The organism is Streptomyces sp. NPDC001668, assembly GCF_042893155.1.
Classification (GTDB): Bacteria; Actinomycetota; Actinomycetes; order Streptomycetales; family Streptomycetaceae; genus Streptomyces.
Genome location: NZ_JBIAUQ010000002.1, coordinates 21,458 through 43,460, shown reverse-complemented (window position 1 = coordinate 43,460; position 22,003 = coordinate 21,458). Strand labels below are relative to the sequence as shown.

Annotated in this window: 20 protein-coding genes and 6 pseudogenes; 9 read left to right on the top strand and 17 right to left on the bottom strand. The window is 67.9% G+C overall.

The features are described 5' to 3' along the window. Positions 1-121: 121 nt before the first annotated feature. From ACFYZ8_RS05715 to ACFYZ8_RS05695, 5 genes are all read right to left on the bottom strand, one after another. Positions 122-715 (bottom strand): hypothetical protein, encoded by a 594-nt coding sequence (locus ACFYZ8_RS05715; RefSeq protein WP_388531995.1) that lies wholly within the window; start codon positions 713-715, stop codon positions 122-124. After that, positions 712-1,089 carry a transposase gene (locus ACFYZ8_RS05710; protein WP_388532137.1) on the bottom strand — a complete coding sequence of 126 codons (378 nt, stop codon included), beginning with the start codon at positions 1,087-1,089 and terminating at the stop codon, positions 712-714. The genes ACFYZ8_RS05715 and ACFYZ8_RS05710 overlap by 4 nt, the downstream gene beginning before the upstream one ends. Further along, positions 981-1,361, bottom strand: a complete 381-nt coding sequence (locus ACFYZ8_RS05705) for a transposase (RefSeq protein ID WP_388531997.1) — start codon at positions 1,359-1,361, stop codon at positions 981-983. Before ACFYZ8_RS05705 ends, ACFYZ8_RS05710 begins: the two co-directional genes overlap by 109 nt. A gap of 652 nt (positions 1,362-2,013) precedes the next feature. Then, complete coding sequence (locus ACFYZ8_RS05700; protein WP_388531999.1) at positions 2,014-2,247, bottom strand: hypothetical protein; 234 nt, start codon at positions 2,245-2,247, stop codon at positions 2,014-2,016. Between the two features lie 120 nt (positions 2,248-2,367). After that, complete coding sequence (locus ACFYZ8_RS05695) at positions 2,368-2,550, bottom strand: hypothetical protein (RefSeq protein WP_388532001.1); 183 nt, start codon at positions 2,548-2,550, stop codon at positions 2,368-2,370. A 75-nt stretch (positions 2,551-2,625) separates the two neighbouring features. Here ACFYZ8_RS05695 and ACFYZ8_RS05690 point away from each other — a divergent pair. Further along, a pseudogene (locus ACFYZ8_RS05690) lies at positions 2,626-3,018 on the top strand (cytochrome P450); the annotation flags it as partial. Positions 3,019-3,149: 131 nt separating this feature from the next. Here ACFYZ8_RS05690 and ACFYZ8_RS05685 read toward each other — a convergent pair. Beyond that, on the bottom strand, positions 3,150-3,356 hold the full coding sequence (locus ACFYZ8_RS05685; RefSeq protein WP_388532148.1) for a hypothetical protein: 207 nt from the start codon (positions 3,354-3,356) through the stop codon (positions 3,150-3,152). A 447-nt stretch (positions 3,357-3,803) separates the two neighbouring features. Between ACFYZ8_RS05685 and ACFYZ8_RS05680 the strand changes: the two genes are divergently transcribed. Further along, on the top strand, positions 3,804-7,382 hold the full coding sequence (locus tag ACFYZ8_RS05680) for a HEAT repeat domain-containing protein (protein WP_388532002.1): 3,579 nt from the start codon (positions 3,804-3,806) through the stop codon (positions 7,380-7,382). A gap of 72 nt (positions 7,383-7,454) precedes the next feature. Here the strand turns inward: ACFYZ8_RS05680 and ACFYZ8_RS05675 are convergent, their stop codons facing one another. The 4 genes from ACFYZ8_RS05675 to ACFYZ8_RS05660 form a co-directional block, all read right to left on the bottom strand. Then, positions 7,455-7,652, bottom strand: coding sequence for a hypothetical protein (locus tag ACFYZ8_RS05675; protein ID WP_388532004.1), 198 nt, complete (start codon positions 7,650-7,652; stop codon positions 7,455-7,457). 178 nt (positions 7,653-7,830) lie between these two features. Further along, positions 7,831-10,404, bottom strand: coding sequence for a M48 family metallopeptidase (locus ACFYZ8_RS05670; protein WP_388532006.1), 2,574 nt, complete (start codon positions 10,402-10,404; stop codon positions 7,831-7,833). Positions 10,405-10,472: 68 nt separating this feature from the next. Next, positions 10,473-10,943 (bottom strand): hypothetical protein, encoded by a 471-nt coding sequence (locus ACFYZ8_RS05665; protein ID WP_388532008.1) that lies wholly within the window; start codon positions 10,941-10,943, stop codon positions 10,473-10,475. 114 nt (positions 10,944-11,057) lie between these two features. After that, positions 11,058-11,327, bottom strand: a complete 270-nt coding sequence (locus tag ACFYZ8_RS05660; RefSeq protein ID WP_388532010.1) for a hypothetical protein — start codon at positions 11,325-11,327, stop codon at positions 11,058-11,060. Positions 11,328-11,846: 519 nt separating this feature from the next. Between ACFYZ8_RS05660 and ACFYZ8_RS05655 the strand changes: the two genes are divergently transcribed. Next, a complete protein-coding gene (locus ACFYZ8_RS05655) occupies positions 11,847-12,317 on the top strand; it encodes a transposase (RefSeq protein ID WP_388532012.1) in 471 nt (156 codons plus the stop codon). Positions 12,318-12,500: 183 nt separating this feature from the next. Here ACFYZ8_RS05655 and ACFYZ8_RS05650 read toward each other — a convergent pair. Both ACFYZ8_RS05650 and ACFYZ8_RS05645 read right to left on the bottom strand, forming a co-directional pair. Continuing rightward, positions 12,501-12,602: pseudogene (locus tag ACFYZ8_RS05650) on the bottom strand (IS5/IS1182 family transposase); the annotation flags it as partial. Beyond that, positions 12,572-12,682, bottom strand: a complete 111-nt coding sequence (locus ACFYZ8_RS05645) for a hypothetical protein (RefSeq protein ID WP_388532139.1) — start codon at positions 12,680-12,682, stop codon at positions 12,572-12,574. The pseudogene ACFYZ8_RS05650 and the gene ACFYZ8_RS05645, both read right to left, overlap by 31 nt. Positions 12,683-13,165: 483 nt before the next feature. On the opposite strand from ACFYZ8_RS05645, the gene ACFYZ8_RS05640 reads away from it, so the two are divergent. Both ACFYZ8_RS05640 and ACFYZ8_RS05635 read left to right on the top strand, forming a co-directional pair. After that, complete coding sequence (locus ACFYZ8_RS05640; RefSeq protein ID WP_359040020.1) at positions 13,166-13,342, top strand: hypothetical protein; 177 nt, start codon at positions 13,166-13,168, stop codon at positions 13,340-13,342. Between the two features lie 211 nt (positions 13,343-13,553). Further along, entirely contained in the window at positions 13,554-14,105 is a 552-nt protein-coding gene (locus ACFYZ8_RS05635) for an AAA family ATPase (protein WP_388532014.1), read from the top strand. Between the two features lie 22 nt (positions 14,106-14,127). On the opposite strand, the pseudogene ACFYZ8_RS05630 reads toward ACFYZ8_RS05635, so the two are convergent. After that, positions 14,128-14,310, bottom strand: a pseudogene (locus ACFYZ8_RS05630) (ATP-binding protein); the annotation flags it as partial. Between the two features lie 279 nt (positions 14,311-14,589). Here ACFYZ8_RS05630 and ACFYZ8_RS05625 point away from each other — a divergent pair. After that, positions 14,590-15,549, top strand: a complete 960-nt coding sequence (locus ACFYZ8_RS05625) for a S41 family peptidase (protein ID WP_388532016.1) — start codon at positions 14,590-14,592, stop codon at positions 15,547-15,549. Here the strand turns inward: ACFYZ8_RS05625 and ACFYZ8_RS05620 are convergent. Next, positions 15,494-15,796 (bottom strand): annotated as a pseudogene (locus tag ACFYZ8_RS05620) (transposase); the annotation flags it as partial. The gene ACFYZ8_RS05625 and the pseudogene ACFYZ8_RS05620 sit on opposite strands and share 56 nt — an antisense overlap. A gap of 222 nt (positions 15,797-16,018) precedes the next feature. On the opposite strand from ACFYZ8_RS05620, the gene ACFYZ8_RS05615 reads away from it, so the two are divergent. Then, positions 16,019-16,837 (top strand): IS5 family transposase, encoded by an 819-nt coding sequence (locus ACFYZ8_RS05615; protein WP_388532018.1) that lies wholly within the window; start codon positions 16,019-16,021, stop codon positions 16,835-16,837. 223 nt (positions 16,838-17,060) lie between these two features. Here ACFYZ8_RS05615 and ACFYZ8_RS05610 read toward each other — a convergent pair whose 3' ends face one another. Both ACFYZ8_RS05610 and ACFYZ8_RS05605 read right to left on the bottom strand, forming a co-directional pair. Further along, entirely contained in the window at positions 17,061-17,600 is a 540-nt protein-coding gene (locus tag ACFYZ8_RS05610) for a hypothetical protein (protein ID WP_388532020.1), read from the bottom strand. Positions 17,601-17,785: 185 nt separating this feature from the next. Next, positions 17,786-18,772: a cellulase family glycosylhydrolase gene (locus tag ACFYZ8_RS05605; protein WP_388532021.1), complete on the bottom strand. Its 987-nt coding sequence runs from the start codon at positions 18,770-18,772 to the stop codon at positions 17,786-17,788. 781 nt (positions 18,773-19,553) lie between these two features. Between ACFYZ8_RS05605 and ACFYZ8_RS05600 the strand changes: the two are divergent. After that, positions 19,554-20,716, top strand: a pseudogene (locus ACFYZ8_RS05600) (phage/plasmid primase, P4 family); the annotation flags it as partial. Further along, positions 20,713-21,022 (top strand): annotated as a pseudogene (locus ACFYZ8_RS05595) (DUF6009 family protein); the annotation flags it as partial. The pseudogenes ACFYZ8_RS05600 and ACFYZ8_RS05595, both read left to right, overlap by 4 nt. An 11-nt stretch (positions 21,023-21,033) precedes the next feature. Here the strand turns inward: ACFYZ8_RS05595 and ACFYZ8_RS05590 are convergent. Beyond that, a protein-coding gene (locus ACFYZ8_RS05590) for an IS5 family transposase (RefSeq protein WP_388532023.1) occupies positions 21,034-21,842 on the bottom strand; the annotation gives its coding sequence in 2 pieces (ribosomal slippage) (positions 21,034-21,492 and positions 21,495-21,842; 807 coding nt in all). Positions 21,843-22,003: the final 161 nt, after the last annotated feature.

Genomic DNA, 22,003 nt, shown 5'->3' with positions numbered 1-22,003 from the left:
GGAAGGAATTGTCGCACTTGGTGCATTTTCACCCATCATCTCGCATATTACGGGTTCTCCCTGGTGATGGCTCGTAGGCGCTACAGACCATCACCAGGGAGTTCTCTGAGTGTGTTTGTAATCAGAGATGCCGGGATGTGGGCCGTGACAGCACGTCAGCAACCTGTGCGAGGAACTCTGACTTGCCTGCTCCGAAAAAGTGCCTGCCGGACTTGCGTGAGCTTACGGTCGGGACGTGCCAGATCGCCGAGCCGAAGCCCGTGATTGGCCGAGGAACTCCGCGTGCATCACGAGGCCCTGCGAGGCGGTAGCCGGCAGGTCGACGCCAGATCGTCGAAGACGAGGCCGAAGACGCGGGGGTGTTCTCTTCGAAGAAGCGGACGGTGTCGGCTTTCGCGTCCGTGATGGCCACCGGGCCGGGGGAGCCAGCCGTGTGCTTGAACCCGTTGCGCAGATCGTTCAGGCGCTTGATCCCGTACTGTCCCTGGAGTTCGACCCCGCCGGGGAAGGTGTCCGGGTGTAGCCCCTCGAAGAACCTTTTGATGAACGGGTCCCGGTCCCTCACGATGGCGCCCAGGTGCTCGGCTGTGACGATGAGGAACATTTCCACGGCGTCGTGGAACGTCAGGACCGAGGTGAAGGAGAGCGGCTCGGGAAGGAGCGACTGCTCGATGCCCTGGCGGTGCAGCAGCCTGATGAAGGCCAGGTTCTTCATGTCGAGATCGGCTTGCTGATGGCGACGCTCCTTGGTGTACGGGGACGACGTCCCACCGACAGGATCCGCCGCTTGCGCAGCTCTTTGCGGTGTGGGTTGGAGTCGTAGCCCTTGTCCCCGAGCAGCGAATCGGGGCGGCGGCGTGGCCGGCCGGGGCGCCCGGCCACCGGCGGGATGGCGTCGACCAGGGCGAGGGTCTGGGTGACGTCGTTGACGTTCGCCGCGGTGGTGATGACCTTGAGCGGGGTGCCGCGTCCGTCGCAACTCAAATGGTGCTTGCTGCCCGTCTTCCGGCGGTCGACCGGTGACGGACCGGTGTCGGCTCCCCTTTTTTCGCGCGGATGTGGGAGCCGTCCACACTCACCCTCGACCAGTCGAGTTCGCCGGCCGCATTCAGCTCGGCAAGCAGAATGCGGTGCAGTCGGTCGAAGACCCCGGCCTGCTGCCACCGCTCCAGACGCCGCCAGCAGGTCTGTCCGAAGCCGAACCCCAGCTCCAAGGGCAGCAGTTGCCAGGCTATGTCCTTGTGGAGCACGTACAGGATGCCCTGCAGACACAGCCGGTCAGCCACCGGCCGAGGCCCCGGAGATCGCTCCGGCCAGGGCGGCAACAGCGGCTCGATCAGCGTCCACAAGTCGTCATCCACGATCCACGGCCGAGTACTCACGCCCTCCCGAACGGCCGAATCGTCACATCGGTCACGCCCGGCCAGGACTCCTCAACAAGATCGTGTTACGAGCTCTTAAACAGCCTGAAACGAGAGGTGCGGAAGCGGGCAAGCGGGCCAGAATCTTTCCTGCCGGTTGCCGGACAACTCCATCGCCGCCACCGGCAAGCCGCCAGGGAAACCAACAGTGCTCCGATAGGCCCGCTTCGCCCGGGACGCGTTGCCCCAGGCATCACGCACCAGGTTGTGAGCCCGGGACCTGATGTCGACGCGGCAGACGTGCGGGGAGAAGTCAGCCCGCCGTACGAGGAGGGCATCCGCAAGCTGGCCCTCGAAACGACGCCCTGCGCAGCCGCGGCACCCGCAATCTCGCCGGGCACCGCCGGTCGGGGCCAGGGCCATGGTCTGCGACAGCCACCAGGACGTGCTGAGGAAGTTCTCCAGGGCGGGCAGCGGCACCCGGAGCCGACCCCCGCCGCGGCGGGGGTCGGCTCCGGGTGCACCGCTGTGGCGTCGATCAGTCTGTGCCCCACCGGCGTGCTCGCGTCGATCAGCTCGTGCAGCTCCTGGTGGTGGGCGCGCAGGCCCGCACGGACCAGCTGATCAGCACCTTCCGCACGCCGGGGGAGTCTCACATTCGCCGGACGTCGCCCGCCACCCGCGCGGAGGCTTCGAGTATCCGGGCGACCACCTGCCGTCTGTGCGGGGTGAGCCATTGGATGGCCGCGCCGATAGGGCACCACGTCCACATCCCGAGGCCCTCACCGAGCAGTTGTCCGGCCGCGACCGCTTTCGCCGCCCGCGCCAGGGCGTACGGCCGTCCCTGCGCCGCAGCCTCCACCGCCCGCCACAGCGGGCCGGGCACGGTGTTGGCCCCAGGGATTGTTCGCCCAGCCGCGGCCATAGCCGCCCGGCGGCCCCTGAGCGGCCGGCGCATGAAGCGTCCGCAGGGTGCGGCTGAAGTGCTACAGCCCGACAGGTCCTGCTACATCATGGCCGCCACCACGGCGGCGACGACGGTGACCGCGGCGACGGCGACCATGACAGCCCGTCCGTCGCGCAACGGCAGCAGCCTGGTGAGGCGTTCACTTTCCGCAACACAGCACTGATCACCGGGCTCGGGCTCCAGGTCCAGCCAGTAGGCCCCCAGTAGGGCCGCAATGGGCACAGCGTCGTCACCGAGATCATCCACAACCGGGCTAACGAGTGATCAAGGAATCCGAAACAGGGCTGAGCTGGCGGGATGACCCCAGTGGGACACGGCACGATGGCGGTCACCGCCTTGCCCTCCGCATGGATGTCGACCCGGACCTCCATTGGCCCGGCTTCTGGCCGACCCGTCGCTCGCCGAACACGCCGTGGAAGTGCTCATGTGGCACCAGACCATGATCCGCGCCAGCCCCACCCGGGCCGCCCTGGAGGACGTCGAGCTGGCAGGAGAGGTGATCAGGGCCGGCGAGGCGGTGACGGTGTCCCTGGTCGCCGCCAACCGCGACGCCCACCGCTTCCCGACCCAGACACGCTGGACATCGCCAACCCGGCTGCCCAGGGGCAGTTGGGCTTCGGTTTCGGCATCCACCAATGCACGGGCCAGCAGCTCGCGCGCCTGGAGATGCAGATTGCCCTCAAGGAACTGTGCCGGCGTTTCCCCGGTCTCCGGCTCGCGCGGCCGGCGCAGGACATCGAGATGCGCGACACCGTGTCCATCGACGGCGTCCACTACCTGCCGCTCCTTCTCGGTGCCGAACAGGGGCGAACCGCCGCGCCTCAACGGACGGCGACGGTGACGATGAGCCCGATGACCAGCAGCGTGACACTCAGGGACTTGCTGAATGCGTCACCGGCCCGGGAAAAGGCCGAGGCGGGACTCGCCCCTCCTACGCGGGCCGCCAAGCCGACGACGGCCGCAATCAGAGCGGATGCCAGAAGGGCAAGGCAGATTCCGAAAAGCAGGGTGATCATCGCGGTGCTCATGGAAGACTCCTTTTCCTCGATCGGAAGCGTTAGGAAGCCGGCCCGCATCAGTGAAGCGGCATCTGGGCCGCTTCGGCAGCCGCTGCTCGCCTCATCCGATCGAACGTGCAGGTCAGGTCTGGTTCTGCGAGTTGTCCGGGCCGGACGGGACCGGACCGGACCGGACCGGACGGCAGGACGTGCCGGAGGGGGAGTCTCATGGCAGGCCGAAAGCCCGCAAGCGCGGCACGGCGGGAGTTCACCAAGCGGCTTCGGGACTTGCATGAAGCAGCCGAACACCCTGACCTGACAGCACTGGCAACGGCCGCCGCCCCACCCCCCAATGTGGCAGGGGTGGCAAGAAGGTCGGGGGGCACCGGCAGCGGAAAGCCTTTGAACAAGTCGGTTATCAGCGGCTGGATGAGCGACAAAGGCAACCACCCGAAGAGTTGGGACAGCTTCAGGCCCGTGCTGAGAAACTTGATCAAGCGGGCGAAGGAAGCAGAGGCATTTACGCCGGAGAACGAGACGCTGGGCGATGAGGATCAGTGGAAACGCTGGTACAAGGACGCCGTTTCCGCACGCGGAGCCAGCTCCGCCCCGGCCGGCTTCGACGCCGCGTGCAAGACGTACTTCGCCCAACTGCGGCGACGGCACGCACAGCTCGCGGTCGTCGCTTCCTCACATTCGCCGGTCCGCCCCGACCCGCTCCGGCTGACCGACGTGTTCGTCGCCCCGGCCGTTCGTCCGGAGACGCCGGCGCAGGGTGGGGGGCTGGGCGCACCGCCGGCCCGCCGCGCCGACGCATCGGCCTCCGACCGTTGGCCGCTGGACGACGGCCGGACCCGCCCCGCCTTCCAGGTACTGGCGCAAGAAGACGCGGGCCGGATCGTGCTGCTCGGCGACCCGGGCCACGGCAAGTCGACACTGGCTCGCTACCTCGCGCTGACGCTCGCGGACGCGATGGACAAAAAGCATGAGGTGGACGCGGATCTCGCGCCGCTCGCGGGGGCGTTGCCACTCCTGGTGGAGCTCGGCGCGTACGCCGACCCGCAGTGGCGCACCGGCACACTCCTCGACCTCGTCGACCGCCTTCACCACGCCCATGGGCCCGGCCTGCCGAAGGACGTGCTGGACGCGTACCTGCGTGCCGGTGGCCGCGCGGTACTGATCTTCGACGGGCTCGACGAGATCTTCGACCCACGGCTGCGCGAGGAGGTCACCGGCGAGATCGCGGGGCTCGCGGAACGCTACCCGAGCGCCCGCATCGTGGTGACGTCCCGGATCGTCGACTACCAGCACGCCGTACTCGAGCGCGAGGGCTTCCGCGTCCATGTACTGCGGGACTTCGACCGGGCGCGGATCGAGGCGTTCGTGACCCGCTGGTACCGCTTGGCCTTCCCCGAACAGCCCGCCGAGGCGGCCCGTCTGCGGGAGCGGCTACTGGCCGCCGTCGACGACACACCGGCGGCGGCTGAGCTGGCGGGCAACCCGCTGATGCTCACCATGCTGGCCCTTCGCGGTGAACACCGGGATCTGCCGAGGGACCGGCGCGCGGTGCTCGAACAGACCGTGAGCACGTTCATCGCCCAGTGGGACCCGGGCCGGTTCGCGCGCGACAAACGGGTAGCCGAGGACGCGGGGCGCCTGCGCGCCAGCGAGCGGATGGAGCTGCTGCGCCGCGTGGCACATCGGATGCGGACCGGGGCGGGTGGGACGGCGGGAAACCTCCTGACGGACGGGGAGCTGACCGCGGAGCTGGACGGTTACCTGCGCGACAAGCTCCCACCTGATCGCTCGCCGGCGCTCACCCGCGCGATGCTGGAGGAGTTCCGCGTACGCAACGGGATCCTCAGTCACTTCGGCGGCGCGATGTACGGATTCCTCCATCGCGCGCTGCTCGAATACCTCGACGCGGCGGATCTCCACCACCGGCTCACCGTGGAGCGCAGCCTGACCGAGGACGCGCTCGTTTACCAGGAGTACGGCGGGCACTGGAACGACCCCTCCCGGCACGAATCCCTCGTCCTCACCGCGGGCATGGTCGAGCCTCGGGTCGCCGGACGGATCGTCGACCACCTCCTGGTGGCGGATCCGCTGTGGTTCGTCCGCCTGTCCGGGGCGTCTTCGGGCGAGATCCCCCACCACATCGTGCTCGCCGCCCGCTGCCTGGGTGAGGTCCGCGACCCCGGCGCACTTCCTGCCCAGTGCTCCGCCGTCGTCAGCGCGGTGATCGCGCTGATCGAGCACGTGGTCACGGAACGAGTACGGGCGGGTTCGCCGGTGATGCTCGCGGTGGAACAAACCCTGCCGCCCGTGTTCGCCCGGCTCGGCGCGCGCTGTCCCGCTGTCCATCGGCTCTACTACGACTGGTACCTGGCGCGCGGTCAGTTCCTCAGTGTCATGAGGGAAGGGGAGAACTTCGCGTGGCTCGAGGTACCACCGGCCGCACAGGTCGGCGCCGCACTGCTGGGCGAGTACCCGGAGTTCTACGAAAACCTCTACAGCCAGGCGGTCTTCGGTCCCATGCCGGCCACCAGGGTGGAGGCCCTGCGCGCGCTCGTCCAGGAACGGCCCGATGACCCGCGACTGGCCGAACTGCTGCGCGAATGCGCTGAGACGGACCCCGATGGAGACAGGAGGGAGGGCTGGGTCCGGTTGTTCGCCCTGGCCCGTCGCACGGACCCGTCCGCCGCACGCTCGCTGCGACACTGGCTCGGCGACGACGACACCTACCTCCGCCGGGGAGCCTTGAGAGCACTCGTCAACGGCTGGCGCGACGAGCCCAAGACGTTCGCCGCGATCCGCCGATACGCAACCGATGACCCGGATCCCGAAGTCCGCCTCACCGCCGTGCGGTGCCTCGCTTCCGGGTGGCCGGGCGACCCCGACGCCGGGGCCGTCGTCCGCGAGCGGGCCGCGCGCGACCGGGACCCAGACCTGCGGGCTGACCTGTTTCCCGTCCTGGTCCAGGGCTGGCCCGACGACCCGCGGACCGCGGCCCTGTTGGAAGCCATCGCCGCAGATCCGGCTGACGAGAGGTGGCTGCGCGAGACCGCCAAGCGGACGCTCGACTGGATGCGGGCCGGACCCGTCCGCCCTGACGCTGGCCTCGCGACCTTCCCCGCGCCGCCGGAGGATCCGCGCATCACCGCACTCGGGCCACTCGTCGTCGAGCGTCGCGCCGACGCACGTACTCCTCTACTGCTGCGGGAACGTGCCGAAGCGCACCCGGACGCGGACGTCCGCGTGGCTGCTGTACGGGTTCTGGCCACGGGATGGCGCGATGATCCGCGTACGCTGCCGTGGCTGTGCGAGCTCGCCGCCTCACAGGCGAGCGAGTCGGTGCGGCAGGCCGCGCTGTGGGCCCTCGGCTCTCTGTGGCCGGGAGACCCCGAGGCCGGAGCGGTGCTGCACCGCATCGCCGACGGCGAGGGCGAGCCGAGGACGCGCGAAACGGCTGTTCTCTCCCTTACCTCCGGATGGCGCGACGACCCGGACACCCGGCTCCTGCTCCGCAGACTCGCAGTCGGCCTAGACGCCACGTACGTACGAGCGACGGCAATACGGATGCTGGGCGCGAGCCTTCGCGACGCCCCCTGGACCGAGAAAGTGCTCCGCGAGCGGGCTGAGACGGACCCCGATTCCTACGTCCGTACGACCGCAGTCCGGGCCCTCGCCCTGGGCTTCCGCTCCTCACGGACCGGCGATCTGCTGCGTCGGCTCGCCGTCGACGACCCCGACGAGTTCCTGCGCGCTGAAGTCATCCACCTCCTGGCCGCGGGCTGGCGCGCGGAACGGGCGACCGGCGAGCTGCTTCGGCGCATCGTCACCGACGGCACCGAGGCGACGAGCCGGCGCGCGGCGGTCGAGGCGCTGGCCGGTGGCTGGCGCCACGACCCCACCACCGAGGTGCTGCTTCGGGAACGGGCCGCGGACGACTCCGATTGGCGACTGCGACAGGCGGCCGTGCGGGCGCTCGCCGACCGGTGGCCCCACGACCCGGAGATGCTGGCCCTGGCCGAACGCCTTGCCGACGACATGTGACGGCCCGTCGGCCCGCGACGGGTCTACGGGCGACCCGTCACGGCTGCTGCTCCTCAAGGAACTCGATGCCGATCAGGCAGGTGTGTCGTCGTCGGTGCCGGACTTGCTGTACGTCAGCAGGCGGTCCAGTCGCTGGCCGGAGCCGACGCTGTCGGTCGCGGACTTCGCGTCCCAGGTCGCGTCCGCGACCAGCACCACGCCTTGACTTGCGAGTTCGCGCACGGTCAGGCGGGTGGTCTCCTCCTGGACCAGGTCATTGTCGTACCTCACGTGACAGCAAGTGATGCAGCCATTTCGGGCTTGGATGACCGATGGCCTCAGCCGGCGCCCAGCAGTTGTGCGGGTCCTCCTCAGCTGGCGGCCCAGTGAGCGCATCTGCGCTGGCGTGGCGCGGGGCGCAGGCCGGGCGAGGCAGCCCGCGATCGTATCCACCGCTGCCCTTGCCATGTCAGAACGCCTGTAGTGGGGACCCCTCTGTCACACACTGTGCGCGGATCCGTTCGCCGGCATCGACGAAGGCGGGGAGGTCCTGTCTCTGTGCGGCGCGGACGAAGTCCTTGAGTGCCGTGGCGAGTGCGGTGTTGTGGCCGTCCTCGGCCAGACCCACGGCTTCGAAGAGCCCTGCGGTCTTGTCCGCTCCGGTCGTGAGGTCCGCGCTGCCCATGACCTCGTCGAGCTTTTGGCAGGCACGCGCGGCCGCCCCGCGGGAGGCCACTTCGGGCCGCCCTGCACTCGTGTCGACCGTCAGTCCGGTGAGCGCCACCGTCAGGGCCAGTGCGCCGGCTGTGGCGATGACGGCCCTCTGTCCGCGGGAGACGGGCGCGAGTGCGGCGTGGACACGGGGCGGTGCGTCTCGCCGACGTGTCCACCAGGAGCGGACCGTGGCGGCCGTTCCAGCTCCGATCACCGCGGTCGCGGCGCCCGCCACCACCATCCGCAGCAGGCTGTCGCGCACGGCGGACGGATCAAGGTTGAAGCCGCAGGGCCCGGAAGCCAGAGCGAGCACGTTCCAGCATCCACCCGCGATGGCCGACCCGAGGAACACCGTCGTCGCGAGGCACCCAGTCATGAACGCCGCCATCAGCCCGAAGAGCACCGCGGGGCGGCCGTGTGCGTGGTGCAGCCGTGCGGTGACGAACGTCGCCACCACCCCTTGCAGCAGCACGGCCGAGATGACCATCCAGTGCTCGAACACTCCGGCGTAGCCAGGGCTGCCGCGGAGCTCCGCGGATACGCCGAAGTGGGCCGCCAGGCGGGCGCCGACCACCACGACGGCGAAAACGGCCGTTCCCCCGAAGGCGGACATCACGACCCGCCGGGCCCAGCCGGACGACGGTGCGCTCGCACCCCGGCGCCACAGCACCGCGAGTGGAAGAGCCCAGAGAGTGGCTGCGGCCAGCACAGCGGGTGTCCAGCGATAGAAGAGCAGGGCCATGGGATAGTTCAGCGCCGCCCACGCCCACAGCGGTCCCGCGGGGGCCACTGCCATGGCGGCGCGGTGGTCGGCCACCAGTCCTTCATTGATCACTTGGAGACCGTCCGCCATGTCGTAGAGCAGCAACCACCAGGCGAGCAGGACGGCCAGTGGCACCACCGCCGCCACCCAGGCGACGGGCCAGGCTCGGCTGAGGGGGCGGCCCAGGGGATCGAGCCAGACCGCCGCGCCCTGCGCCATCCAGCGGAAGAAGAGCACCAAAAGCACGCCGAGAACGAGAGACCACATTCCGGCTGCCTGCGACGGAAACAAGGCTCCGCGACCGCCGATTCCGTTGTCCGCCTCGATGTAGCGGCCCACCACGAGACCCACGGTCAGACCGAAGGCTGGCAGCACCGTCGGGGGGCGGACCCCGTCCGCCGTTTCAGGGCCCGAGCCCCTCGCCCAGGCGGCGGCCCGCCACATTCCGGCCCCGGTTGCGGCCACGACCAAGGGGGCGAGCACGAGGGCGACGGCCCAGGGAACTGTCCGAGTGTCCGGACCGATGAAGGCCGTCAACAGCAGGGTGTGCAGACTTGACACCGCGACCGTGGCGGAGAGTCCGACAGCCAGGCATTCGGTGAAGCCGAGACGGAACAGTCCCGCCGGGCACCGGACCTGGGCGGCACGCTGCCACCCGGGGGGATGGAGCCGCAACGGCCCCCGGAGCCACAACGATCGCCGTTGTTCAGGTGGTGGTGGGGCGGTCAGCAGCCTCAGCAGCCCTGCCCGAGCACCGCTCCAGGAGGCGGCACGGACATCGGCGGCGGTCTCCCGCACACGCAGCACGGCTGCCGCCGTCAGAAAGACCAGGCCAACGAGGACCACCGCCCGCCAGCCCACGTCGAACGCGCTCTCGGATCCCGCCCCGGCCAGCACGACGGCGAGCGGAATGAGTCCGAGCGGCACGAACGACAGGGTCAGCGCCACGGTGAGGTAGGTGATGTCGATGTCCCGGTTCCGAATGTGCGCCAGTTCGTGCAGCACTACGGTGCGCAGGTGTTCCGGGTCCTCGGTGCCTTTGTCGATGAGTCCGTCGTTGAGCCTTACCCGGTAGTCGCCGAGTCTGCCGAAGGCGAGGGCGCCGGCCTCCTTGCGGTTCGGGGCCACGTAGAAACGCGGCTTCACGCGCAGCCCCGCCTGTGTCACCAGGGACTCAAGGACCACCGACAGCGCGGCTTCCCTGGGATCGATGTCCGGTCGCAAAGGTTCAAGCCGCTGCCACCTCGTTCGCAGCCACGGGAGGACGACGTGGACGACAGCGGTCGTGAGTGCCAGCAGCGCCAGGCCCGCGAGAACCCACAACGTCTCCTCCTCCCTACCCGGCGCGGTGCACGCAAGGAACTCCTTCGTGTAGCTGCCTGGCGCGGCCCCCGGTGCGACGTCGGCCTTCACCACACAGTCTTGAAAGTGGTCCGCGGCGTGGGGACGGATCGTGTAGTAGAGCAGGTTGCAGATGAACGCGGAGGTTCCGAACAGAGCGGTGACGAGCAGGACGAAACGGAACCTCACCCCGTCGGGAAGGCCGAACGGGTCAGGGTGGCCCACCTCGGCGTGGTCGCAGCGATGTCCTGCCTGCCGTGTACCCGCGGGAGCCAGCGGGAACGTCCACACCCTCAGGACCTCAGTTCCTCGACCAGGGCGTTGGCGAGCCGCAGGGCGGTGTCCTCGTCCAGGTCCAGGTCCAGGGCAAGTTCGCGGGCGCGGGCGTGCATCGTGCCCAACTGTTCGGCGGTGAGGGGCTCTTCACCCGCGGAGGTCGCGCAGGGTGGGTTCGGCGTCGCGTCCTCGGCGGCCGGCCGGCGCAGTACCCGCCGGAGCAGCCGTGCGACGCCTTCCCGGCTGCGGTCGATGGCTGATGTGGCCAAGGACTCGGTGAGTGAAATGAGTACGCCCTGTACGACGGCGAGGGCGAAGGGGGTCAGCGCTACGACGGTTTCTGAGGTACCCCAGGCGAGCAACTCCTCCTTCGGCCTGGCCCGCAGGCTTTTTCGTGCCGCGTTCAGTTCCGCCTCGGGGTCCTTGAGGAAGGCGTCGCTGCGGCGCCTGAACAGCGTCAACTCCCGCGGTGTCACCTGGCCGATCACGCCTCGAGCGATATCCCTGACGAGTTCCTCGTCCACTGCACCGCCGTCGTCCGGTGCCCGCCCGCCCTTACGCCTGCTGATCAATTCAGCCCCTTGTCTCACCACTGATTGACGTTATGTGTCGCTGGTCTGGCGGACATAACTGACGCCATCCAGCATAAGATTTTCGAATTCGTATCCGTAGCCTGCTTCGAATGCTTCGATCGCCCACCGGCGATAATGAATCGGCCCGCCCGGCACGTAAAGGGTCAAGGACGTTTCCTCAGTGACGGCGGTTCCTTCGAATACCCTGCCGTTGTTGAAGAGCAGGGTCACTCTGCCGTCGGCATCGAACCTGATCTTGTCGAAGCGTACGTCCGTGCCGTCGCCGTCCCATTCGCCCACGAGCTCCGGAGGGACGGATCCCCTCGGAAGGGTGGCCACCGGTGGATCGGGCTCGGCTTCCACGGGGACCGACGCCGAGGGGGAAGACGAGGCAGCGCCAGAGGCAGCGGAAGTGGAGGAGACAGGCGAGGGCCAAGAGGGAGGCGGGGACGACGAGGAAGACGATGAGGAGGAATCAGAACCGCCGCACCCCGCCAGGAGAACGACTGCGAACAGCGCGCCCCCGGCCCACCGCATCATCACCTGACGCATCAGTCGCCCCTCGTTCCGGCAGATCCACCCATTCGAAGAATTGCTGGAGCCATCAACTCTCAGGAATCGTAACGGCGTCGCCGCTTCCCTTGGGATTCCCGATCCAAGCGGTCGTATTCGGCAATCAGATGCCACATACTTCACCGAATCAATCACAAACGGCCTTTGTGTGAACCGGAAGCCGTAGAAGTGAACTTAAACACGCGGCGTCCCGGGACGCGAGGAGGGTCATCGCGGATCCGGTGCACCAGGATGCAGCTGCGAGCCGTGCTGAAGAAGGCCGGCCGCAAGAACACCATCGACAGAGAGGTCGAGCGTCTGCACAGCGAACTTCGCGCGTCGCAAATGCGCCACCTTCCCCTGGTCGAGGAGGCAATGGGGCGCCAGGCACTCGCGCTGCTCCGGCAGTTGGAAGCTGCCTGCACGAGCGCCGACGATCTTGCCGAGGCCACGGTGCAGGCGTTCGAGGCACATGCTGGCGCCGATATCATCACCAGCTTCCCAGGGCTGGGCCCGCTCAGCGGTGCTCGGGTTCTGGCCGAGATAGGCGACGACCGGACTCGGTTCGCCGACGCCAGAGGGCTGAAGGCGTACGCGGGTTCCGCCCCGGTCACCCGGGCCTCCGGCAAAAGCGTGTCCGTCGCGGCCCGCAGAGTGAAGAACCAGCGCCTGGCCGGAGTCGGCTACATGTGGGCCTTCTCAGCGATGGCCCATTCAGACGGAGCGCGGGCTCACTAGGACGGCCGACGTGAGGCCGGAGATCGGTCACACGGCCGCCCAGAGGAACGTCTTCAACCGAATGTTCGGCTGCCTGCACCGCTGTCTGACTCATCGCGTCCCGTTCAACGAGAACACAGCCTTCCCGACCTCGCCAGAACCCCCTCGCGCCCTCGCAATTGACACGTTCTTCGCATCGGATGTCTTCTTGGCGTTGTCCGTACCCTGACTTGTGGCAGGGACGCTGGTGGAGGTCTTGACGCTCTGCGCGTCGATCACGCACGCCGACGGCTCCGCGTTGCGGCCCCGCGCGCCGAAGGATCCCTTGCCGTCGCCGTGTCGGGCCGGTAGAAGGCCGGCCCCTTCCAGTTCCTGATCCTGAGCATCAAGTCGAAGCCCACCAGGTGCGCCAAGGTGAAGACAGACAGCGACTGGCCCTGGGGAACGGGCACACCGCACCACCGTTCACCTCTGGGTGCGGGAAGTCGTCGGTCTGCCGGCTGCCCGCGACCCGCGTCTGCACCGTGCGCTGAGGAAGATCGCCCGAAAGGGTGGCGGGGTGGAGTGCTGTCGGGCGGCTCTTTGATACGCACCTGGCAGCGCACCGGGACCGATAACTAGAGTAAGTACGTGTCCTACCTTTCAAGCGCGGGTCGCGGACGGTCATTCGTAAGATCGTCGGGCCGAGGGGCTCCGGGTATGGCTCTGAGTGCCTAGCCGTCTGATGGCTTCAGAAACTTGGCCGCCCGGAACCCCACGACGATTCGACCGCTGATGGGGAAACGCGACACGATCGCTCTGTAGGACAGCGCCGGCGAGGTCGTCTGTGGGTTCAAGGTGACGACGAACCGGCGGAGGGAACGTGCTGCGTGGTGACCGGACCGGAGGGCGAGCGGCTGCTGTCGCGCCGGGCCCTGAACGACGAGCCGGCACTGCTGAAACTGGTCAGGGACGTGCTGGCACTGTCCCAGGACGTGCAGTGGGCGATGGATGATTGTGTCGGTGGGAAGCAGCAACGCGTGATGGTGAGTTCCGGGAACACTTGAGGGGGCTCAGGCGCAGAAATGTCGGCGAGTTTTAGGAACGCCGCACGGCCAGGCCGCCGTCGGGTCAGACCGTGTAAGGCCTCTCGCTCGCGGACTCCCGGAGACCTGGGCGAGGGCGTTCTTGGCCCAGGGGACGGAGCGGACAGCTCACCAGGACCGAGCCCCGAAAATACGATTGCCGACCACCAGGCACGCTGACACGATTGCGGGCGTGATCACTGCTGAACGGCCGGACTGCCTGATCATGACGGGGATGCCGGGGGCCGGGAAGTCGACGGTGACCAGGCTCGTTGCCGAACGCCTGCCACGCTCCGCCTGGCTCGACGGCGACTTCATCAGCAGGCTGATCGTCAGCGGTCACGTCTGGGCGCTTGGCGAGCCTGCCGACGAGGCAGCGCGGCAAGTGGAGCTGTGCAACCGTAATCTGTGCACGCTGGCGAACAACTTTTCCGACGCCGGCTTCACGCCCGTGATCGACTGGGTGATCCCCGACCGCGAGCAACTGGACTTCTTCGTGTCTCTCCTCCCGGCTCGGCAGGTCTTGTTCGTCGTTCTCGCACCGGGCATCGAGGCGTGCCAGTACCGCAACACCCTCCGTGATCCACGGGAGCGGTTCGACTTCGACGGCTATGAAGATCTCGATGCCGGCATGAAGCGCGAGCTCGGCGATGTCGGCTGGTGGTTCGACACCGCGGCCCTTACTCCCGAGGAGACCGCCGATCGCGTCATCCGGGAAGCTCGCCATCGCGCCATGGTGAACTGACTGCAAGCTCCCCGGCTCTGTTTCAGGTCACGGCAGTCTGTTCGGCCTTGGCACGGGGCTGGGCAAGGCGGTATGAGTCGGTGCCGGTCTCGATGATCGTGCCGTTGAAGGTCAGCCGGTCGACGATGGCCGTGCAGAGCCGGGGATCCGTGAACGTCTTGGTCCACCCGCCGAAAGCTTCGTTGGAGGCGATGGCGACACTGTTCAGCAGGCCGTGCTCTCCCTCGCCCGCCGCCGAGCCAACGTCCTGTGGGCCATGATTCGTGACGGATCGCTTTACCAGCCGTCACAACCAGTCATGGCCTCGGCTTGACAACGCCATTGGGAAGTTTCTGATCCGGGTGCTCCGTCAGTAGCTGATCGTCGGCGCTAGGGTTCCGTGTGAGTCGAGAGCCTGTTCGGGGGATGGATGCGGCGGAACCGTTCACTGCGCATGGCGGTCTGCGCTGGCCTGGTTGGAGTAGTGCTCGCCGCGACGGGGTGCATGAGCCGGTCGCACGATCCAACGGCTACCGACATGTCGCCCGGTGCCCGGACCTACCTGTCGCAGGCGCTGGACATCATGGAGAAGCACTCTCTTCTTCGCCACAAGGTTGACTGGTCAGACTTGCGGAGCAGGGCGTTCTCACAGGCGCGCGGCGCGCAGAAGACGGCGGACACATACGGGGCGGTCAACTCGGCTCTGTATGTGCTGGGTGACGGGCACAGTCTCTTCTGGGAGCCGGAGGAGGCAAAGCAGCGTTTCGGAGCCTCAGTGGTCAGCTTCGACGGCTTGGAAGGCCGTTCCCTGAAAAGCGGTGTGGGCTACATTTCGTTGCCTGGTGTGCAGGGGTCTCAACAGGCGTACGACCAGTACGTGCGGCAGGGCCGGGATGCCGTGGCGAAGGCCGGCGCGGGTGAAGCCTGCGGCTGGGTGGTGGATCTGCGCTCGGACACCGGAGGCAACATGTGGCCGATGCTTGCGGTGGTAGGCCCGGTCCTGGGCGATGGCACGGTCGGTGCGTTCGTGGATGCCGACGGCAGCAAGTCCCTCTGGGCCATCAAGCACGGCAGTCCATACGAAGACGGCAAGTCGGTCGGTTGGAGTGATGGCCGACCGTTCGCCAAGAGCGCCCCGCCGGTCGCGGTCCTGACGGGCAAGAGAACAGGCAGTGCGGGTGAAGCGGTCGTGGTGGCCTTCCGGGGACGTCCTGACACCCGGTTCTTCGGCGAGCAGACCTATGGCGTCCCCACGGGAAACGAGCCGTACCACCTATCCGACGGAGCTGTGCTGGTCCTCACGGAAGTCAAGGACGCGGACCGAACGGGCCGTGCGTATGACGCGCCGATTCCTCCAGACGTGGAGATTGTCAAAGACCCACGGCCGGTAGCGCGTAACCGGGACGAGGTCCTGCAGGCAGCACAGAGCTGGCTCCTCGAACAGGCTGGCTGTCGTCGACCGTGAAATGCTCCGGCGGTTTCCTCGACCAGCTGGGGGTAGCTCCCTTCCGGGCGAGATGCCTGGTCATGAGGGTGATGGCGGCCCATGTGATCAGGGCCTCGGAGTGCTGGATGAGCCGTCCGTAGTCCCTCGCGTGGCGGCGGGCGTGCATCATCCACGCGAGCGACCTCTCGACGACCCACCGGCGGGGCATCACGACGAAACCGGAAGCGTCCTTGGGGCGGCTGACCGGTTTGATCGTGAGGTTCAGAGGGTTTACATCACTAATTCGCCAGTTTGAAATGCTATGCGGCACGACTTCGAGGGTGCTGGTGAGTCAAGAGAGAGTAGCGGCACCTGAGAGGCGATAAGGCAGCCTTCTCGTCTGCACTCCTCCTGTTTCATCCCAAGACGCGCTCTCCTGCCCCGTTCGCTTCGCGCGCCCGGTGTGCACGCCTGGGCCGGGCAAGAGATGCCCGGTATCCCAGGAGTCATGGCTGAGCGTCGTCGGTATCCCAGCGATCTGTCCGATGCCCGCTGGGAGTTGGTCGAACCGATCCTGACCGCCTGGCGGGCCGAACGCCGCGGCCGTGGACTGGACATCGGCCGTCCGCCGGATCACGACCTGCGCAGCCTCCTGGATGCGATCCTCTACGTGAACCGCACCGGGATCCCCTGGCGCTACCTGCCGCACGACTACCCGCACTGGAACACCGTCTACGCCTACTTCGCCCGCTGGCAGGAGGAAGGCGTCTTCGACCAGCTCAACAGCCTCCTGCGCCGCCAAGTCCGCAGGCAGGAAGGCCGCCAGGCCGAACCCAGCGCATGCGTCATCGACTCACAGAGCATCAAGACATCCACCAACGTCCCCGCGGCCGGCCCGTGCGTCGACGCAGGCAAGAAGATCGTGGGCCGCGAACGGAGCATCGTCATCGACACCGTCGGCCTGCTCCTGGCAGTGCTGGTCACGGCCGCGAGCGTGCAGGACTCCGTCGCCGGCCGGGCCCTCATCGAGAAGGTGGCCGCCGAGCACCCCACCATCCGCAAGACCTGGGTCGACGGCGGCTATCGCCAACACCTCGTCGAGCATGCCGCCACCCTCGGCATCGACATGCACATCGTCCGCCGCGACCCCATCAACAGAGGGTTCACCGTCCTGCCCCGCCGCTGGACCGTCGAGCGCACCCTGGGCCGGCTCATGAACCACCGCCGCCTGGCCCGCGACTACGAAGCCATGGTCCAGCTGACCATGATCAACCTCATGACCCGCCGCCTCACCGCCGAATCCACCCCGACCTGGCGCGGAACCTAGAACCCTCCAAAAAAGGGGCATCCAGGGACCAAACATTGGAGCGAAACGCCCTCTGACGTGCCCAGCGAGGTGGACGGCGTCGACGGCTTCAGCGCGGCCCCGCATCCCGGCTTGTAGGCGCGCAGCGCCCCGCTGCTGAGGTGCACGAGGACGTCGTTGCACCGGTTCCCGCTGAGGTCCCCGAACGGCACCGCCTTGACCGAGGTCGCCCAGCCAGCACCGCTCACCTTTTCGAGAAGGTGCCCTTGCCCGTGCCTTGTTGGAACGTGAGCCCGCCGCCGGAGGAGAGGGTGAGCAGGTCGCTGATGCCGTCGCGGCCGGCTTGAACGCGCCGCATGGGAGCGGCGAGCGCCCCGGCCGTCATCAGGTGGATGCGTTCGTCGGCGTCCACGAAAGCCACGCGGCCGCTGTCAGGGTCCCGGGTCCAGCGGACGCGTCGGTCCGAGGTGCTGCCCTCGGGCATGAGGTTTGTGGTCGCGGACAGATCGGCCAGGTCGGAGGTGCCTGCCTGCCCTGAGCGGATGTCGGTGTGCACCAGCTCGCCACGCTGATTGTCATGGGGGACCAGGAACCCGTCGGCCGGCAGAGCGTCCCCCACAGGCACGGACAGCGACCGTCCGCGGGAGCGGTCAAACACGCCGGCCTTGTTCTGCGCGGCGCACGCCCAGTAGACGAAGCGGCCGTTGACCTGCAGCTCGCTGGGCACGCACGCCGAACCGACGTTGACGTCTACCGCCGCGGCACTTGAGCCGAGGCGGCTCACCGCCCGAGAGCAGCGCGTTCCGGCCTTCCGCGGCGCTCACCGCCCCGTAAAAACCGTCAACGGTCAGCGTCTGGACCTCACCAGTGGGTGTACGGCGGTGTATCAGCTGGGAGTTGTCCAGGTCGTTGTAGACGCGACGAAGAACGTCAAGATGGGGCGGAAAGCTCTTTCGGCCGTCTGTCCGGTTACAGGCCCCAGCCCCAACGCAGTTGTGCCACGCCCGAGGAGTTGTTCACCGCCAGTCCGCTGCCGCTCTGCCGGGTGATCGAATAGCTGTCGTCCGAGCGCAGGCCGGGCCAGTAGACGACGCCCATCTGACGGGACCTCGTCAGGTCCGTGGTGGCGGCGAAATACGCGGTGAAGGTGTTGCCGTCCTGGTTCCCGCCGTAGTAGTTCAGCCCGGTCGTCATCGGGGCGCCGGCCTCGTCGATGATGGTGCGGGACGAGTATGAGCCGAGCCGGTTGCTCAGGTTGGTGGTCCACGCCGAGCGGGTCGTGTCCGAGGCCCAGTATCCGTAGAAGTGCAGCGACAGCAGTGTGCCGTTCAGGGCGCTGGCCGCTCCGACGCCCGTTACGTTGTCGTTGTAACCGGTGCCGCTGATGAGGACCCGCCCGCGGGGGGTGCTCGAATGCCGGGACAGCCACGACGAGCAGAGCGACACCCAGTCGTTCAGGCTGTAACCGAACGGTTCGTTCATCGGCTCGAAGTAGACGTTGCCGTTGCTGCCGTAGTCGCTGATGACCTTGTCCCACATGGTGTTCCACGCGTTCATGTCATCGACTTTGCCGTCCTTGTTCGCTTCCCAGTAGCCGAAGATGACCTTCATGCCGTGGGACAGGGCCGAGTCGGCGGCGCCCTTGTACCGCCCCCACCAGTCCGAGTTGACGCTCTGCGGGTTGATCGGCAGCCGCACGGTGTTCGCGCCGAGCTGCTGCTGGAAGCCGCTGATGATGCCGTCGGCCTTGGAGCGAACGCTGTCGTAGCTGTCCCCGGCCGTGAGGCCGGTCGGGATCACCCAGCCGTCCACGTAATTGTCGCGGCTGTCCGCCCAGTTGACTCCGCGGAAGGAGTTGGTGACGGCGGATGCGCCATGAGAAACCGTCAGCAGTGGCGCGAGGAGTGCTGCGATCAGGAAGGCGCGCAGACGGGTGCGAGAGCGGAGGTGATTCACACGAACTCCATTGTCCGATTGGTCGATGTTTACGTAAACATCCGTCCTGACGTGGGGCTATCGAGTCGAAGACGGGGAGATTTCTGAATGCTGATCCTCTATCGATTCAGTGTCAAGAGCCTGTCAGGATCCGAATCCCGTGTGACAGCGGGCGGGTTGGGGCGGACGACCAATGGGTGCTCACCGGCGTGGACCCCGAACGCCTTGCCTGGGACGCCGCACACCCCGACCTGGGCGACCAGCAAGCCGGTGTTCATCGGCGCCCAGGTCCCGCAACATGTCCACGGGGATGGCCGCGACCTCGCAGGCCCGGTCGGCGTCGCCTCCAAGAAGGCCGGCACGCCGCCGCTCCGCCGGGCGCCCAGCAGGCCGTCCTTGCCGCTGGCGGCGGCCGCGGACCGGCCGAGCGCACCCTTGCCTCGATCCTGGCCCCCGTCGAGGCCTGCGGCCAGGTCCCCGAGGGCGCAGGCTTCTCCGGCAGCCTCAACCGGGCCGCCTACACCCTCGGCGGCCTCATCGCGGCTGGCCGTCTCCCGCACCTGGAAGCCGAGCAGGCACTCCAGGACACCGCGGCCGCGTCCCGCCCCCGGCCAGGAACTGCGCATCGAGCAGATCATCCGCAGCGGTCTGTCTGCCGGCCTGCAACGGCCCCTCCACGCAACGGGGAGGCGCCCGTGACCTCCCCCAGCAATGAGACTCTCTTCGAGTTCGACCCCGAAGCCGTCGCCGCCCAGATCCGCACGCAAGGCCCCGCGGTGCCCCTCCCGGCACAGTCCGCCGCCGAACGCCCCGCGGCCGGGCGATGTCGACCGCCGGGATGAACGCCATGCTCACCCAGGCCCGCTCCGCACCCGGCATGGTCCTCAAAGCCGACCGCCTGGACGCCGACCCCTACGCCCTGTGCACCCCCCTGGCATCGTCGACCTGCGCACCGGCCTCCTCGGGGATCCCGAGCCCAACAAGGACTTCCACTCCCGCTCCACCACCGTCGGCCCCCAGCAGACCCCCGTCCCGCGCTGGCTGCGTTTCCTGCACGACACCTTCGGCGACGACGCCGAAGGCCAGGAAATGATCGGCTACCTGCACCTGCTGCTCGGCTACTCCATCACCGGCGACGTCGGCGCCCAGATCCTGCCCTTCCTGTGGGGCACCGGCAAGAACGGCAAGTCCGTCCTGCTCGACGTCATGATGAAACTCCTCGGCGACTACGCCGACGCGGCCCCGCCCGGCTTCCTCATGGCCAAACCGTTCGAAGGCCACCCCACCGACCTGGCCGAGCTCCACGGCCCCCGCGTCTACGTCTGTTCGGAGATCAAGCCCGGCGACAAGTTCGACGAGGCCCGGGTCAAGCTGCTGACCGGCGGCGGCCGCATCAAGGCCCGCCGCATGCGCCAGGCCCCCTTCTCCTTCGAATCCACCCACAAACTCTGGCTGCTGGGCAACCACAAGCCCGAAGTCGGCACCGGTGGTTTCGCGTTCTGGCGCCGCATGCGCCTGATCCCCTTCGAACGCGTCGTCCCCGACGACCGCAAGATCGACAACCTGGCTGACCTCCTCGTCATGGAGGAAGGCCCCGGCATCCTGGGCTGGCTCATCGACGGCGCCCGCCGCTACCTGGGCGGCGGCCGCGACCTCGCCGGCCCCGAGCGCGTCCGCATCGCCACCACTGCCTACGCCGAGACCGAGGACCACACCGGCCGCTTCTACGACGAATGCTGCCGCCTCGCCCCGGACCTGCGCGCCGAACAGACCACGCTCTACGCCGCCTACACCAGCTGGTGCCACAATGAAGGCGCGCAGATCATCTCCTCCCGCGCGTTCGCCGCCCGCACCCGAGAACTGGTCGGACTCGCGTCGCCGAAGGAGATGAAGGTGTCCAACCAGCGCAAGTACTACCCGGGCATCGGACTGCTCACCGACGAGGAAAGGGAAACCGGCACATGAGTTCCCTGATCGACGCGGACGAGATCAGCCACGAGACCGACATTGTCTGGCTGGAAGACATGGACGAACTCGCCTACGTCCGCCAGAGCATCGACCGCCTCCCCACCCGCAAAGGCCGCCCCCCCGTACCGGCGCCCCGGCCGCATGGTCGGCTACGCCATCCTCGGCCCCGAAGCCAAGGCCTCCCGCGCCTCGGGCACTTTCCGCCGCCGTGTCTTCTGGCTCCAGCCCCACGACCGCGACGCCGACCCCGCGGGTCTCTACGCCAACAGCGCCCCCGCCGAAGCCGTAGACCCCCGCACTCTTTAGACGTCATTTCAGTTGGCGAGTCTGCGGTGGCATATGAGAGTTGCGGCGATGGCGGTGAAGGCGAGGAAGTGCTCCGGCTTGCGTTCGTAGCGGCGATGGAGGCGTCGGCAGCCGGACAGCCAGGAAACGGTTCGTTCTACGACCCAGCGGTGCCGGCCCAGGCGTTGGGACGATTCGATGCCTTTTCGAGCGAGGCGGTGCCGGATGCCTCGGGAAGCGAGCCATCGTCGCAGGTGGCGGTAGTCGTAGCCCTTGTCCCCGTGCAGCTTGCCGGGCCGTCGGCGTCGGGGCCCGCGTCGTGAACGGATCGGTGGGATGCCGCGGACCAGCGGTATCAGGGCCTGGCTGTCGTGGAGGTTCGCGGCGGAGATCCCGATCGACAGAGGCAGACCACGACGGTCCACGATCAGGTGGATTTTCGAACCCTTCTTGCCGCGGTCGGTCGGATTCGGTCCCGTCAGCTGCCCCCTTTGAGGGCCCGGACGCCGACGGAGTCGATCGCGCACCGCGACCAGTCCAGTCCGCCGCGGGAACCAAGTTCGTCCAGGACCAGGCGGTGGAGCTTCGCCCACACTCTGGCCTCGGTCCACTCGGTGAACCGGCGAAAGGCGGTCACACCCGACAGGCCGAAACCCGGCGGCAGTTGGTTCCAGGTGCAGCCCGAGGTGGCCACGAAGATAATCGCGGCCAGTACCTCACGGTCCCCTCGCCGACGATGCCCTCCGCCCTGTGGGCGTTCCGGAGCGGGCGGGACCACCCGCTGGAACAACTCCCACAGGTCTTCCGGCGCCAACCGTTCGACAAGCGCAGCAGTCATCACCCCAGACTGCCGCAAGATCACACCAACTGAAATGACTTCTTAGCCTCGCGTCAATGGCTACAAGACCGAACGCTCCGAAGGCGGCCCGCCCTCCGCAGCCATGCAGGAACTCGGCATACAGCTCCCGCTGTAGCAGCCACTCCTGAGCCCGCCGAGCA